Below are 12,242 nucleotides of genomic sequence, written 5' to 3' on the forward strand. Positions count from 1 at the left end.
CCATATCTCTCCAGCCTTCAAGAACGATGAGGGGCACGCCTCGCTTTGCCCACCCCGGACTTGACTGCACAAGGTCAGATAAGCGCCGGTGCAATATCCGTTTGGCTAAAATCGCTGCCCTTGAACAGCAGTGGCTGGGAATGCGCCTTTGCCAGCGCATAGGCGGCACAATCGATAATGTTCAGCTGCGCTGGATGCCCGCTGCCTTTGCCAAAGCGCCGAAACGCATCAAAGGCGACTTGCGCCATGTCTCGGTCAAACGGTACCACGACGATCCCCGAGGTCTCGAGCAACTGGTCAAAAAACTCCACGGCCTCCGACCCGAAGCGAGCGGAGAGCACGATTTTAGTTTCGAGTGCAGCCACTGCCGACATCGAAAGTTTGTCTGCATTTAGCATGGCGTCGCGATAGCGAGCCCCATCCGGCTCATTGGTGATCGTCGCAATTATCGCAGACGTATCTAAGACCATCAGGACGGCAATCCGAACTGGTCATATCCAACGATTTCTTCCGCTGGCCGGGGATCGAGCACATGCAAGCGGGATGTTCGCTCAAAGAAGGAATTCGAGGCAGTTCGCCTGTCCGCCGAGGCTGGCCAAGCCACACGAGACAGACGCTCCTCGATGGCGCGCTCCAATGCCGTCTCGATATCTTCGCCAGTAAGCCGGGCGAGACGCTGGGCAAGTTCATCAACCTTCGCAGAACGGATATTCATCGGCAGCTCGGTTTTCGTACCCGCAACGTCCAGTAATGTACCACAACTGTCCCGCCCGGTCACTCCCGTTCCCGGAACAACAAACACGCATCACCATACGAATAAAACCGGTAGCCGTTCGCGATCGCGTGCGCATAGGCCTGCTGCATCGTCGCGAGGCCCGCGAAGGCCGACACCAGCATGAACAAGGTCGACTTCGGCAGATGGAAGTTCGTCATCAGCACGTCGACGGCACGGAAGCGATAGCCGGGGGTGATGAAGATCGAGGTCTCGGCCGCGAAGGGCTCGATGGTGCCGTCCTCAGAGGCGGCGCTTTCGAGCAGCCGCAACGACGTCGTGCCGACGGCGATGATGCGGCCGCCATTGTTCCGCGCGGTGTTGAGCCGCTCCGCCGTCTCGACCGAGATCGTGCCCCACTCGGCATGCATCCTGTGGCCTTCGGTGTCGTCAACCTTCACCGGCAGGAATGTGCCTGCCCCGACATGCAGCGTGATGCGGTTGATGCCGACGCCGCGCTCGCGCAACGCTTGCTCCAGCGCTGGCGTGAAATGCAGGCCCGCGGTCGGCGCTGCAACCGCGCCTTCATTGGCCGCGAACATGGTCTGGTAGTCGGCGAGGTCCTGATCGTCGGGCGTGCGCTTGGAGGCGATATAGGGCGGCAGCGGCGGGCTGCCGAGATCCGCGATGGCCTGATCGAGCGCCGGGCCGTGGAACGAGAATGACAGCGTCACCTCGCCCTCGGTGCCCTTGGCCTCGACCTCGGCGTCGAGATGGCCGAGCAGGCAGACCTTTCCTTCATTGCCGAAACGAATGCGGTCGCCGGCTGTGAGCTTTTTCGCTGGCTTCACCAGCGCCTGCCAGCGCGAGCCATCGAGACGCTTGATCAGCGTCGCCTCGATCTTCGGCTCGGTCTCGCGGCCGATGCGGCGGCCCTTGAGCTGTGCCGCGATCACCTTGGTGTCGTTGACGACGAGCTGATCGCCGGCCCTCAACCATTGCGGCAGGTCGGCGATGGTCTGGTCGCGCAGCGCGCCGGTCTCCACGACCAGCATTTTTGCGGAGTCGCGCGGCTGCGCTGGGCGCAAGGCAATGCGCTCGGGCGGCAGGTCGAAATCGAAGAGGTCAGTGCGCACGGTTGGTACCTTGTCGTGCCCCGCCGGAGCGGGGCACAACGGCAGGCGTTACTCGGCGTCCGCGGCCATCCGCGCCTTGACGATCTTGTCCGGGTTCTGGACCGGCTCGCCGCGCTTGATCTTGTCGACGTTCTCCATGCCCTCGGTGACCTTGCCCCACACCGTGTACTGGTTGTCGAGGAAGCGGGCGTCGTCGAACACGATGAAGAACTGGCTGTCGCCGGAATCCGGGCTCGCGGCACGGGCCATCGAGGTGACGCCACGCACATGCGGCTCCTTGTTGAACTCGGCCTTCAGCTTCTGGCCCGAGCCGCCGGTGCCGGTGCCCTGCGGGCAGCCGGTCTGCGCCATGAAGCCCTCGATCACGCGGTGGAACACGATGCCGTCGTAAAAGCCCTCACGGACCAGCTCCTTGATGCGCGCGACATGGCCGGGCGCGAGGTCGGGGCGCATCTCGATGGTGACGGGGCCCTGCGTGGTCTCGAGGATCAAGGTGTTTTCGGTGACGCTCATGCTCGTCTCTCTTGTGTTGGAGGTGAAGTCTTGTCAGGTCAAACTTTGCGGCTACGGAACTGGATCGCGAACGGACGTCCCGCGGCGGCGCCGGCCATTGCATCGGTAAATGGCATCGGCGTGCAGCGTTGCAACGCCTCCATCACCGCGATCCGGTATTGCAGCCGGTCGTTGTCGGAGGCCTCCGCGGATTGATAGGTAATCCTCGGACGGCCCAGAATGTTTCCGGCCCGGTTAAAGCTCAGGCGTCACGGCGCGCCATGAGCCTCTCCTTGCCCTCTCCTATTTGATGTCGGAGGCGACCTGCACCTTCACCATCTTGTCGGGATCGGTGACGCTGCCGCTGGGCGAGCCGGCCGGTGCCTTCTTCAGCTTGTCGACCACGTCCATGCCCTGCACGACCTCGCCAACCACGGTGTACTGGTTGTCGAGGCTGCCGCCGTCGGCGAACATGATGAAGAACTGCGAGTTGGCGGTGTCGACGCTGTCGCCGCGCCGGGCCATGCCGACGATGCCGCGTGCAAAATGCACCTTGGAGAATTCCTGCTTCAGGTTCGGGTATTTCGAACCGCCGGTGCCGTTGAACTTCTCGCCGTCGCCGGTCTGAGCCATGAAGCCGTCCATCACGCGGTGGAACGGCACGTTGTTGTAATAGCCCTCGCGCGCGAGCTGCTTGAGGCGCTCGGCGTGCTGCGGCGCCAGATCGGTGCGCAGCTTGATGACGATGCGGCCCTTGGTGGTGTCGATGACGAGCGCGTTGGCCTTGTCCAGGTTCGCCGGCAGCTGCTGCGCGACCGCAGGGACCGCACTGAAGAGCGCGACAAACATCGTGGCAAGAATTGCGAGACGACGGATCATGAGAACTCCGGATCAGATGAGATGAAGAAGAGCGCCGTTATCCGGCGAATTTGGCCTTGAGCAGGCTTGCTACGAGCGGCGGCACGAACGTCGAAACATCTCCGCCCATCCCTGCGATCTGGCGCACCAAAGTGGCGGTGATCGGGCGGACCATGGGAGAAGCCGGCAGAAAGACCGTGTGCACCTCCGGCGCCATGGCCTCGTTCATGCCGGCAAGCTGCATCTCGTAATCGAGGTCGGTGCCGTCGCGTAAGCCCCGAATCATGATGGTCGCGCCATGCTTCCGCGCCGCGGTCACGGACAGATCGTCAAACGTCACAGCTTCCAGCGCACAGCCGGCCTGGGCCGCCACCGGCCCGCAGACGTCCAGGAGCATCTTCAGCCGCTCCTCGGTCGAGAACAGCGGCTTCTTGCCGGGATGGACGCCGACCGCGACCACCAGCCTGTCGCACAGGGGAACGGCATGCCGGACGACGTCCAGATGGCCGTTGGTGATGGGGTCGAAGGAACCCGGATAAAAGGCGATGCGCGGCATGGCCACCCTCCTACCGCGCCCGGCCCGGCCCGGCAAGCCGGGGAGGTTCCTTGCCGGTTTCTTGTCGGTTTCTTGCCGATTTTTCCGCCAATCCCTGTCGGAAGGGCCCGGATTGTTTCGTCCTAGGGGCAGCCACGAAACAAACCGGACCGCGAACGAAACCATTTCCCGTATCCGCGAAGACGTCCGGAAACTGGCCATGGTTACTAATCTGCCCAACGAACGACGGGCCGCGCACTGGGCGTAGCGGCCGCATCACAGGGGACCGTCAATGATCAAGGCTCTTTCAGCGATCGCAATTGCTGCGTGTGTTGCTACTGCCCTCACCCTCCTGCCGGGCTTTGCACCGACCGTGGAAGCCAGCGTGCCGCAGCCGCTCGCCAAGGCCGACCGGCTCGACATTCGCACCATTGGCAAGGACTGCTCGCAGCAGGCTTGGCCGAATTTCGAAGCGTCCTGCCTGCGCCGTGCCGGCACCAAGACCAACGCTGTCCGCGAGGCTCGCCTCGTGACCGCCGACCGCACGCCGTAGGCTCTGTCAGTTTCGCGTCAGGTACTCCCCGATATAAAACCCAAGACAAAACCCAAGACAAAACCGATGGATATTTGCGACGTCCCGTCGCAGAGTGGGTGATGCTCGCGCTCGTCGGAATGGCCCGGCGGGCGCGATCCCATCGGGGGGTCGCTTTTGTCCAGTACGCCCGCAGTCGCTTCCGGCCATCACCCTGATCCGCTGCCGATTGCCATGACGATGGGCGCCCTCGGGGTGGTCTATGGCGATATCGGCACCAGCCCCCTCTACGCCCTGAAGGAAGCCGCCAAGGCGGCTGCCCATGGTGCGACAGTCGCTCCGGAAGCTGTCCTGGGCGTTGCCTCGCTGATCCTCTGGGCCCTGCTGCTGATCATCTCGCTGAAATACGCGCTGCTGATCCTGCGCGCGGACAACCGCGGTGAAGGCGGCATCGTCGCGCTGCTGGCGCTGCTGCATGCGCGCCACGCGCAGCCCGGCACCTGGCGCGCGCATCTTCTGGTCGTTGGCCTCATCGGCGCCGCGCTTCTCTACGGCGACGGCGCGATCACACCGGCGATCTCGGTGCTGTCAGCCATCGAAGGTCTCAAGGTCGACGCCCCCTCGCTCGCGCCTGTGGTGGTGCCCATTACCATCGCCATCCTGGTCGGGCTGTTCATGATCCAGAAACAGGGCGCCGGCTTCATCGGCCGCATCTTCGGGCCTGTCATGCTGGCCTGGTTCATCGTGCTCGCCGCGCTTGGCATCCACGGCATCGTCAAGGCGCCGGCGGTGCTGGCGGCGCTCAGCCCGCTCTATGCCTTCGACTTCCTGATCCACCAGGACTTTCACGTCTCCTTCGCGATCCTCGGCGCCGCCTTCCTCGCCGTGACCGGGGGCGAAGCCATGTACGCCGACATGGGCCATTTCGGCCGCCTGCCGATCCGGCTCGCCTGGTTCGCGATCTGCCTGCCCGCGCTGGTGCTGAACTATTTTGGGCAGGCCGCACTTCTGATCACCGATCCGACGATGATCGAGAACCCGTTCTTCCAGCTCTGCCCTGATTTTCTGCACTATCCGCTGGTGGCCTTCTCCGCGGTCGCAACCGTGATCGCCTCGCAGGCAATCATCTCCGGCGTGTTCTCGCTGACCCAGCAATCGATCCAGCTCGGCTTCCTGCCGCGAATGCAGATCCGCCACACCACCAGCGATGCGATCGGCCAGATCTACGTGCCGCTGGTGAACTGGCTGCTCGCCGCCGCAACGCTCGGCGCGGTCCTCAGCTTCGGCACCTCGGAGGCGCTGGCCGGCGCCTATGGCATCGCGGTGTCGCTGCTGATGGCGATCACCACATTGCTCGCCGCCCTGGTTGCCATCCAGTGGGGCTATTCGCCGTGGCTGGTCGTCGCCGTCAACGGCTTCTTCTTCGTGATCGACGTGATCTTCTTCTCCGCCAATTCGATCAAGCTGTTTGAGGGCGGCTGGTTTCCGCTGCTGCTCGCAGCCCTCGTCGCCTTCATGATGATGACCTGGCGCAGCGGCGTGAAGCTGGTCGAAGCCGCACGCGGAAAACTGCGGCAGCCCGAGGAGGACCTGATCGAGACCGCGGTGAACAAGTGCAGCGCCAGGCTGCCGGGCACCGCCGTGTTCCTGGCGTCGGCGCCGAACGGCGTGCCGCTGGCGCTGACGCAATTCGTCAAGCACAACCACGTCCTGCACGAACGCATCATCCTCGTCACAGTGCTGATCGAAGAATCCCCGCACGTCACCGAGACGGACCGCGCCGAGGTGATCGAGATCATCACCGGCATCACCCGCGTGGTCCTGCATTACGGCTTCATGCAGAACCCGACGATTTATGAGGGACTGACGCTCGCTTGCCGCCAGGGCAAGCTGCCCGGCATCGACCTCTCCGACATCACCTATTATGTCGGCCGCGAGACCATCATCCCGAGCGAGGACATTCCCGGCATGTGGGTCTGGCGCGAAGCCCTGTTCGCCTTCCTCCAGCGCAACGCCGAACGCTCGGCGGCGTTCTTCGGCGTGCCGACCAAGCAGGTGGTGGAGTTCGGCACGGAGTTGGAGATTTAGAGAAGTTCGTAGCCCGGATTGAGCTGCGCTCCATCCGGGTTACGAGGGGTGACGTATCACTCCCCGTTTGACTCGCCACTCGCCCCGTTCCCGCTCTCCGCCTCTTCCGTGATGTGCTCGACCGAGACGACGTGCTCGTCCTCAGCCGTGTCGAACACGATCACGCCTTGCGTCGAGCGGCCGGCGACGCGGATGCCTTCGACCGGGCAGCGGATCAGCTGGCCCTTGTCGGTGACCAGCATGATTTGATCGGCATCCTCGACCGGGAAGGACGCGACCAGGTTGCCGTTGCGGTTGTTGACGCTCATGGCGACGATGCCTTTGCCGCCGCGGCCCGTGGTGCGGTATTCGTAGGACGAGGTCCGCTTGCCGAAGCCGTTGACGGAGACGGTGAGCACGACCTGCTCGGCCGCCGACATCTCGGCATAGCGCTCCTGGGCGAGCTGGAAGCTGCCGGAGGTCTCCTCGGCCTCGGCATCCGCCGTCGGCTCCTCGGCCACAGCTTCGCCGGCGACCGCGCGGCGCATCTTCAGGTAAGCCGAGCGCTCGTCCGAACTGGTCTCGACGTGGCGCAGGATCGCCAGCGAGATCACCTTGTCGGCGTCGGCAAGCGCGATGCCGCGTACGCCCATCGAGGTGCGCCCGGTGAACACGCGCACGTCGGTGACGGGGAAGCGGATGCACTGGCCGGCGGCGCCGGTCAGCAGCACGTCGTCGCGCTCGGTGCAGATCTGCACGTCGACGATCGCTTCGTTGTCGTCGAGCTTCATCGCAATGATGCCGGAGCGGCGGACATCGACGAAGTCGGACAGCTTGTTGCGCCGGACGTTGCCGCCTGTCGTGGCGAACATCACATCGAGGTTGCCCCAGGTGGATTCGTCCTCCGGCAGCGGCATGATGGTGGTGATGCGCTCGCCCTGCTCCAGCGGCAGGATGTTGATCAGCGCTTTGCCGCGCGCGTTCGGCGCGGCCATCGGCAGGCGCCAGACCTTCACCTTGTAGACCTGACCGCGCGAGGAGAAGAACAGCATGGGCGTGTGCGTGGAGGCCACGAACAGGCGCGCGACAAAATCCTCGTCGCGCGTCTGCATGCCGGAGCGGCCCTTGCCGCCGCGGCGCTGCGCCCGATAGGCCGAGAGCGGCACGCGCTTGACGTAGCCGGCGTGCGAGACGGTGACGACCATGTCCTCGCGCTGGATCAGGTCCTCGTCCTCGACCTCGCCTTCCTGCTCGATGATGACGGTGCGGCGCGGCGTCGCGAACTCGGCCTTCACCTCGGCGAGCTCGGTCTTGATGATATCAAGCACGCGGGCACGCGAGCGCAGTATGTCGAGATAGTCGCTGATCTCGACGGCGAGCTTGGAGAGCTCCTCGCCGATCTCGTCACGGCCGAGTGCGGTGAGGCGCTGGAGGCGCAGATCGAGAATGGCCCTCGCCTGCTCCATCGACAGCCGGATTGTGCCGTCTGCGCTGATGCGGTGACGGGGATCGTCGATCAAGGTGAGCATGTCCTCGACATCCCGGGCCGGCCAGTCGCGCGACATCAGGGTGTCGCGGGCCGTGCTCGGGTCGGGCGAGGTCCGGATCACGCGGATCATCTCGTCGATATTGGCGACCGCGATGGCAAGACCGACCAAAATATGCGCGCGATCGCGCGCCTTGGCGAGCAGGAACTTGGTGCGCCGCGTGACGACCCGCTCACGGAAATCGACGAAGATCGCCAGCAGGTCCTTCAGATGCATGATCCGCGGACGGCCGCTGTCGAGCGCCACCATGTTAACGCCGAAACTCGTCTGCAGCGGCGTGAATCGATAGAGCTGATTCAGCACCACGTCGGGCACGGCGTCGCGCTTCAACTCGATGACGACGCGGTAACCGTCGCGGTCGGATTCATCGCGCAAGTCGCCGATGCCCTCGATCTTCTTTTCCTTGACCAACTCGGCGATGCGCTCGACCATCGTCGCCTTGTTCACCTGGTAGGGAATCTCGGAGATGATGATCGCCTCGCGCTCCTTGCGGATGGTCTCTATCGCGACCTTGCCGCGCATCATGACCGAGCCGCGGCCGAGGTGATAGGCGGCGCGAATGCCCTGCCGTCCGAGGATGACGCCGCCGGTCGGGAAATCCGGTCCCGGAACGATGTTGATGAGCTCGTCGATGGTGAGCGCAGGGTTGTCGATCAACGCGACGCAGGCGTCGATGACCTCGCCGAGGTTGTGCGGCGGGATGTTGGTGGCCATGCCGACCGCGATGCCGCCGGCGCCGTTGACGAGCAGGTTCGGGAACTTGGCCGGCAGGACCGACGGTTCGGTCTCGTTGTTGTCGTAGTTCGGCTGGAAGTCGACGGTGTCCTTGTCGATGTCGGACAGCAGAGCCAGCGCCACCTTCGTCAACCGCGCTTCGGTGTAACGATAGGCAGCCGGGGGATCGCCGTCGACCGAGCCGAAATTGCCCTGACCGTCGATCAACGGCACGCGCATGGAGAAGTCCTGCGCCATCCGGACCATGGCGTCGTAGATCGATTGGTCGCCGTGCGGATGATATTTACCGATGACGTCACCGACCACGCGCGCCGACTTGACGTACTTCTTGTCGGGCGTGTGCCCCTGCTCGTTCATCGAGTAGAGGATGCGGCGATGCACCGGCTTCAACCCGTCGCGCGCATCGGGCAGCGCACGCGCCACGATCACGCTCATGGCGTAATCGAGGTACGACTTCTTCATCTCCTCGTAGATGGAAACGGGGCGAATGTCGGAGGGTTGCGCCGGCTGGTCGCCGGGCTTGTTGTCGTCGTCGGCCAAAGGGGAATCCGGTGAAATTTTATCTGGGAATCATATAGCGCATCGAGACCCTGATAACCACCCTTGCAAGCTCTTGGGAAGCGGTTTTTCCGTTTGTTTTTCCAACAACTTAAGGCCTTGCAAGCGGCGCTTGGACGGCCCCGGAAGCGTCCCTCCGAAATCACCTTGGACACCCCGGTAAATCGCGCGTCGAATGCATCCCGTCAGCCCGTTTGCCCTGGCACAATCCAAGCTCACCCCCAACATGAAGCGGGCCCGGAAATCCCGAGCCCGTCCTGCCGATTAGTTGGATTTGCTCACACGACGTGAGAAGCGCCGCCCAATCGAGCAGGCGCGTTCCCGTCGTTTGGTCCGTTCTCAGAACGGGATGTCGTCGTCCATGTCGTTGCTGCGGCCACCACCGCCGCCAGCGGCCACGGCGCGGCGCGGCGCGCTGCTGACGGGACCGGAGGAGCCGAAATCACCGCCCGGCTCGTCGCCGAAGCTGCCGCCTGCCCCGCCGCTACGGCCGTCGAGCATCGTCAGGGTCGAGTTGAAGCCCTGGAGCACGACCTCAGTCGAATACTTCTCGACGCCGGCCTGGTCGGTCCATTTGCGGGTCTGGAGCGCGCCCTCGATGTAAACCTTGGCGCCCTTCTTCAGGTACTGCTCGGCAACCTTGCAGAGCCCCTCGTTGAAGATCACGACGCGGTGCCACTCGGTCTTTTCCTTGCGCTCGCCGCTGTTCTTGTCGCGCCAGGTCTCCGAGGTGGCGATGCTCAAATTCGCGATCGGCCGCCCGTCCTGGGTGCGGCGGATTTCAGGATCCTTGCCGAGATTTCCAACCAGAATGACCTTGTTGACGCTTCCCGCCATCGCCGCTCTCCACTCCAAATGCCACTGAATTCATAAGGCCGGGCCGCGCCCAGCGGTCCTCTGCAACCTGTTGAGGCGACCCTATACGCTTGCGAGGACCGATCAGCCCATCAGCCCTCAGGTTATCCCCATATATAGCATCGCTCGACGGTTTGTTCCAGATTTGTTCTTGCGGGCAAGAGCGCTGAATGTGGGGGCCCGATCGGGCTCCTGTCCCCAGGAAAGGCTCGCGTCGGATGGCCCTCTGCCGGGTTCCCGCGGAGGAGAAAAACCGTATAACATTCATCGAGTTGCATATTATTCAGTCGGCTACCGAGTGTTGCATTTCGGAGACGGACTCTGCCCTCTTGTTCGGCTACGGTTGAGTCGGAATTAGTTTGCACGGGCGTCGCGCCTGATCACCGCTTCGGGGATTTCAAGAAGCGGACGAAACTGGGGAGACTGCAATGAACAAGATTTTGATTGGTGCAATCGGCGCCGTGGCGTTGGGCCTGTCGGCTCCCGCAAGCGCTGCGGATCTCGCGGCACGTCCCTATACCAAGGCGCCGCCGATGATCGCCGCCATCTACGACTGGAGCGGCTTCTACATCGGCATCAACGGCGGCGGCGGTTCGAGCCACAAGTGCTGGGACTTCGTCTCGCCGACCCTCGGCACACTCGTCGCTGATGGCTGCCACAATGCAACCGGCGGCACGGTCGGCGGCCAGGTCGGCTACCGCTGGCAGTCCGCCAATTGGGTGTTCGGCCTCGAAGGCCAGGGCAACTGGGCCGACTTTTCGGGCGACAACGTCGGCACATTCAACGGCGCCCAACGCGACCGCTCCAAGATCGACGCCTTCGGCCTGATCACGGGCCAGGTCGGCTATGCCTGGAACAACGTGCTGTTCTATGTGAAGGGCGGCGCCGCGGTGGTTGCCGACAAGTACAGCATCTTCACCGCGCCCGGCTTCGCCGGTGCCGGCACCCTGCTCGCTTCGACCAGCGAAACCCGCTGGGGCGGCACGGTCGGCGCCGGCTTCGAGTTTGGCTTCGCGCCAAACTGGTCGGTCGGCGTCGAGTACGACCACATCTTCCTGGGCAACCGGACCCTGACGCTCAACACGCCAGGCGGCGCTGCCTTCCAGAGCGATCGCATCAAACAGGACGTCGATATCGGCCTGATCCGCGTGAACTATCGCTGGGGCGGTCCGGTGATCGCGAAATACTGATATCCCTCTGATATCATTTTGAGATCAAAGGCCGGCCTCGCGCCGGCCTTTTCGTTTTCCTGTGTGCAGTTCCTGTGTGCAGGAGGAACAGTATGTCAGCTACTGTTACGTTTTGCATCTGTTGTGGCTTTTGAGAGACACAACTTGCAGCTTTACTGGTGTAGACCGACGGCAGTTGGACCAACGCGTCCGCTGCCCTTCCAATGCACGGAAGGCAATATCAGAAACCGGGACTGGGATTTGTTGAAAATGAAGAAGGTTTTGTTGGCTTCGGCCTGTTTGTTCGCTCTCGCCGCTCCGGCTTCGGCCGCCGATCTCGCGGCGCGCCCCTACACCAAGGCGCCGGTGGCTATGGCCTCGGTCTACAACTGGACCGGCTTCTACCTCGGTATCGTCGGTGGCGGCGCCTGGGAAGATTCGAGCAGCCCGCGCATGCAGGGCGGCTTCGTCGGCGGCACCGCCGGCTACAACTGGCAGACCGGCAACGTCGTGTTCGGCGTTGAGGCTGATGGCGCCTGGGCCGACGTCAACGCCTCGGCGTCCGCGCTCGGCATCACCGTATCCTCCAAGACCGACGCGCTCGGCACCGTCCGCGGCCGCATCGGCTACGCCGTCAACCAGGTTCTGTTCTACGGCACCGGTGGTTACGCCTGGATCGACAACAAGCTCAGCGTCAGCGCGCTCGGCCTGACCGTCTCCGACAGCAAGTGGCACTCCGGCTGGACCGTCGGCGCCGGCGTCGAGGCGTTCATCGCTCCGCAGTGGTCGATCAAGGGCGAGTATCTCTATCGCAGCCTCGGCGGCGAGACGTACTTCTCCGGCATCGGCGCTCCCATCAACTCGGGCTCGCTCAACTTCCACACCGTGCAGTTCGGCGTGAACTATCACTTCAGCGGCCCCGTGGTTGCGAAGTACTGAGTTCAGTACTTAGCTTCAACGCCATTCGCGTACGAAAGGCCGGCCTTGTGCCGGCCTTTCTGTTTGTCGTGCACGTTTCGCGCGGTTCCCCCTTCCCCGCTCCTGCC

12 protein-coding genes and 1 pseudogene are annotated in these 12,242 nt (G+C 63.6%); 4 read left to right on the forward strand and 9 right to left on the reverse strand.

The window, feature by feature from the left end:
* Positions 1-74: 74 nt before the first annotated feature.
* The 7 genes and pseudogenes from BMW89_RS19575 to coaD all read right to left on the reverse strand — a co-directional run bounded on the left by BMW89_RS19575 (position 75) and on the right by coaD (position 3,754).
* A complete protein-coding gene (locus tag BMW89_RS19575; protein WP_244547632.1) occupies positions 75-470 on the reverse strand; it encodes a type II toxin-antitoxin system VapC family toxin in 396 nt (131 codons plus the stop codon).
* Complete coding sequence (locus tag BMW89_RS19580; protein WP_244547633.1) at positions 470-778, reverse strand: type II toxin-antitoxin system VapB family antitoxin; 309 nt, start codon at positions 776-778, stop codon at positions 470-472. Before BMW89_RS19580 ends, BMW89_RS19575 begins: the two co-directional genes overlap by 1 nt.
* Positions 775-1,848, reverse strand: a complete 1,074-nt coding sequence (gene queA, locus BMW89_RS19585; protein ID WP_092028638.1) for a tRNA preQ1(34) S-adenosylmethionine ribosyltransferase-isomerase QueA — start codon at positions 1,846-1,848, stop codon at positions 775-777. Before queA ends, BMW89_RS19580 begins: the two co-directional genes overlap by 4 nt.
* A gap of 48 nt (positions 1,849-1,896) precedes the next feature.
* Positions 1,897-2,361 (reverse strand): peptidylprolyl isomerase, encoded by a 465-nt coding sequence (locus tag BMW89_RS19590; protein ID WP_092028639.1) that lies wholly within the window; start codon positions 2,359-2,361, stop codon positions 1,897-1,899.
* 38 nt (positions 2,362-2,399) lie between these two features.
* Positions 2,400-2,606 (reverse strand): annotated as a pseudogene (locus BMW89_RS38420) (UCP034077 family protein); the annotation flags it as partial.
* Between the two features lie 37 nt (positions 2,607-2,643).
* Positions 2,644-3,219 (reverse strand): peptidylprolyl isomerase, encoded by a 576-nt coding sequence (locus BMW89_RS19600; RefSeq protein ID WP_092028640.1) that lies wholly within the window; start codon positions 3,217-3,219, stop codon positions 2,644-2,646.
* Positions 3,220-3,256: 37 nt separating this feature from the next.
* Positions 3,257-3,754, reverse strand: a complete 498-nt coding sequence (gene coaD / locus BMW89_RS19605; protein ID WP_092028641.1) for a pantetheine-phosphate adenylyltransferase — start codon at positions 3,752-3,754, stop codon at positions 3,257-3,259.
* Between the two features lie 271 nt (positions 3,755-4,025).
* On the opposite strand from coaD, the gene BMW89_RS19610 reads away from it, so the two are divergent.
* Positions 4,026-4,286, forward strand: coding sequence for a hypothetical protein (locus tag BMW89_RS19610; RefSeq protein WP_092028642.1), 261 nt, complete (start codon positions 4,026-4,028; stop codon positions 4,284-4,286).
* 213 nt (positions 4,287-4,499) lie between these two features.
* Positions 4,500-6,353, forward strand: coding sequence for a potassium transporter Kup (locus BMW89_RS19615; RefSeq protein ID WP_092028643.1), 1,854 nt, complete (start codon positions 4,500-4,502; stop codon positions 6,351-6,353).
* A gap of 56 nt (positions 6,354-6,409) precedes the next feature.
* Here the strand turns inward: BMW89_RS19615 and gyrA are convergent, their stop codons facing one another.
* Positions 6,410-9,154, reverse strand: coding sequence for a DNA gyrase subunit A (gene gyrA, locus BMW89_RS19620; protein WP_092028644.1), 2,745 nt, complete (start codon positions 9,152-9,154; stop codon positions 6,410-6,412).
* Positions 9,155-9,511: 357 nt separating this feature from the next.
* The gene (locus BMW89_RS19625; RefSeq protein ID WP_092028645.1) at positions 9,512-10,009 is read right to left on the reverse strand and encodes a single-stranded DNA-binding protein; all 498 of its coding nucleotides are present in this window, start codon (positions 10,007-10,009) and stop codon (positions 9,512-9,514) included.
* Positions 10,010-10,455: 446 nt separating this feature from the next.
* Between BMW89_RS19625 and BMW89_RS19630 the strand changes: the two genes are divergently transcribed.
* Positions 10,456-11,217 (forward strand): outer membrane protein, encoded by a 762-nt coding sequence (locus tag BMW89_RS19630; protein ID WP_092028646.1) that lies wholly within the window; start codon positions 10,456-10,458, stop codon positions 11,215-11,217.
* 249 nt (positions 11,218-11,466) lie between these two features.
* On the forward strand, positions 11,467-12,135 hold the full coding sequence (locus tag BMW89_RS19635) for an outer membrane protein (RefSeq protein ID WP_092028647.1): 669 nt from the start codon (positions 11,467-11,469) through the stop codon (positions 12,133-12,135).
* Positions 12,136-12,242 lie beyond the last annotated feature (107 nt).

This window comes from Bradyrhizobium sp. OK095 (assembly GCF_900109945.1).
In the GTDB taxonomy this organism is placed as follows: domain Bacteria; phylum Pseudomonadota; class Alphaproteobacteria; order Rhizobiales; family Xanthobacteraceae; genus Bradyrhizobium.

Excerpts from the sequence above, each read along its gene's own strand:
- BMW89_RS19615 (WP_092028643.1), top strand. The coding sequence starts at position 4,500 with ATGACGATGGGCGCCCTCGGGGTGGTCTATGGCGATATCGGCACCAGC.
- BMW89_RS19625 (WP_092028645.1), bottom strand. The coding sequence starts at position 10,009 with ATGGCGGGAAGCGTCAACAAGGTCATTCTGGTTGGAAATCTCGGCAAG.
- BMW89_RS19635 (WP_092028647.1), top strand. The coding sequence starts at position 11,467 with ATGAAGAAGGTTTTGTTGGCTTCGGCCTGTTTGTTCGCTCTCGCCGCT.
- BMW89_RS19575 (WP_244547632.1), bottom strand. The coding sequence starts at position 470 with ATGGTCTTAGATACGTCTGCGATAATTGCGACGATCACCAATGAGCCG.
- BMW89_RS19610 (WP_092028642.1), top strand. The coding sequence starts at position 4,026 with ATGATCAAGGCTCTTTCAGCGATCGCAATTGCTGCGTGTGTTGCTACT.
- BMW89_RS19590 (WP_092028639.1), bottom strand. The coding sequence starts at position 2,361 with ATGAGCGTCACCGAAAACACCTTGATCCTCGAGACCACGCAGGGCCCC.
- coaD (WP_092028641.1), bottom strand. The coding sequence starts at position 3,754 with ATGCCGCGCATCGCCTTTTATCCGGGTTCCTTCGACCCCATCACCAAC.
- BMW89_RS19630 (WP_092028646.1), top strand. The coding sequence starts at position 10,456 with ATGAACAAGATTTTGATTGGTGCAATCGGCGCCGTGGCGTTGGGCCTG.
- BMW89_RS19600 (WP_092028640.1), bottom strand. The coding sequence starts at position 3,219 with ATGATCCGTCGTCTCGCAATTCTTGCCACGATGTTTGTCGCGCTCTTC.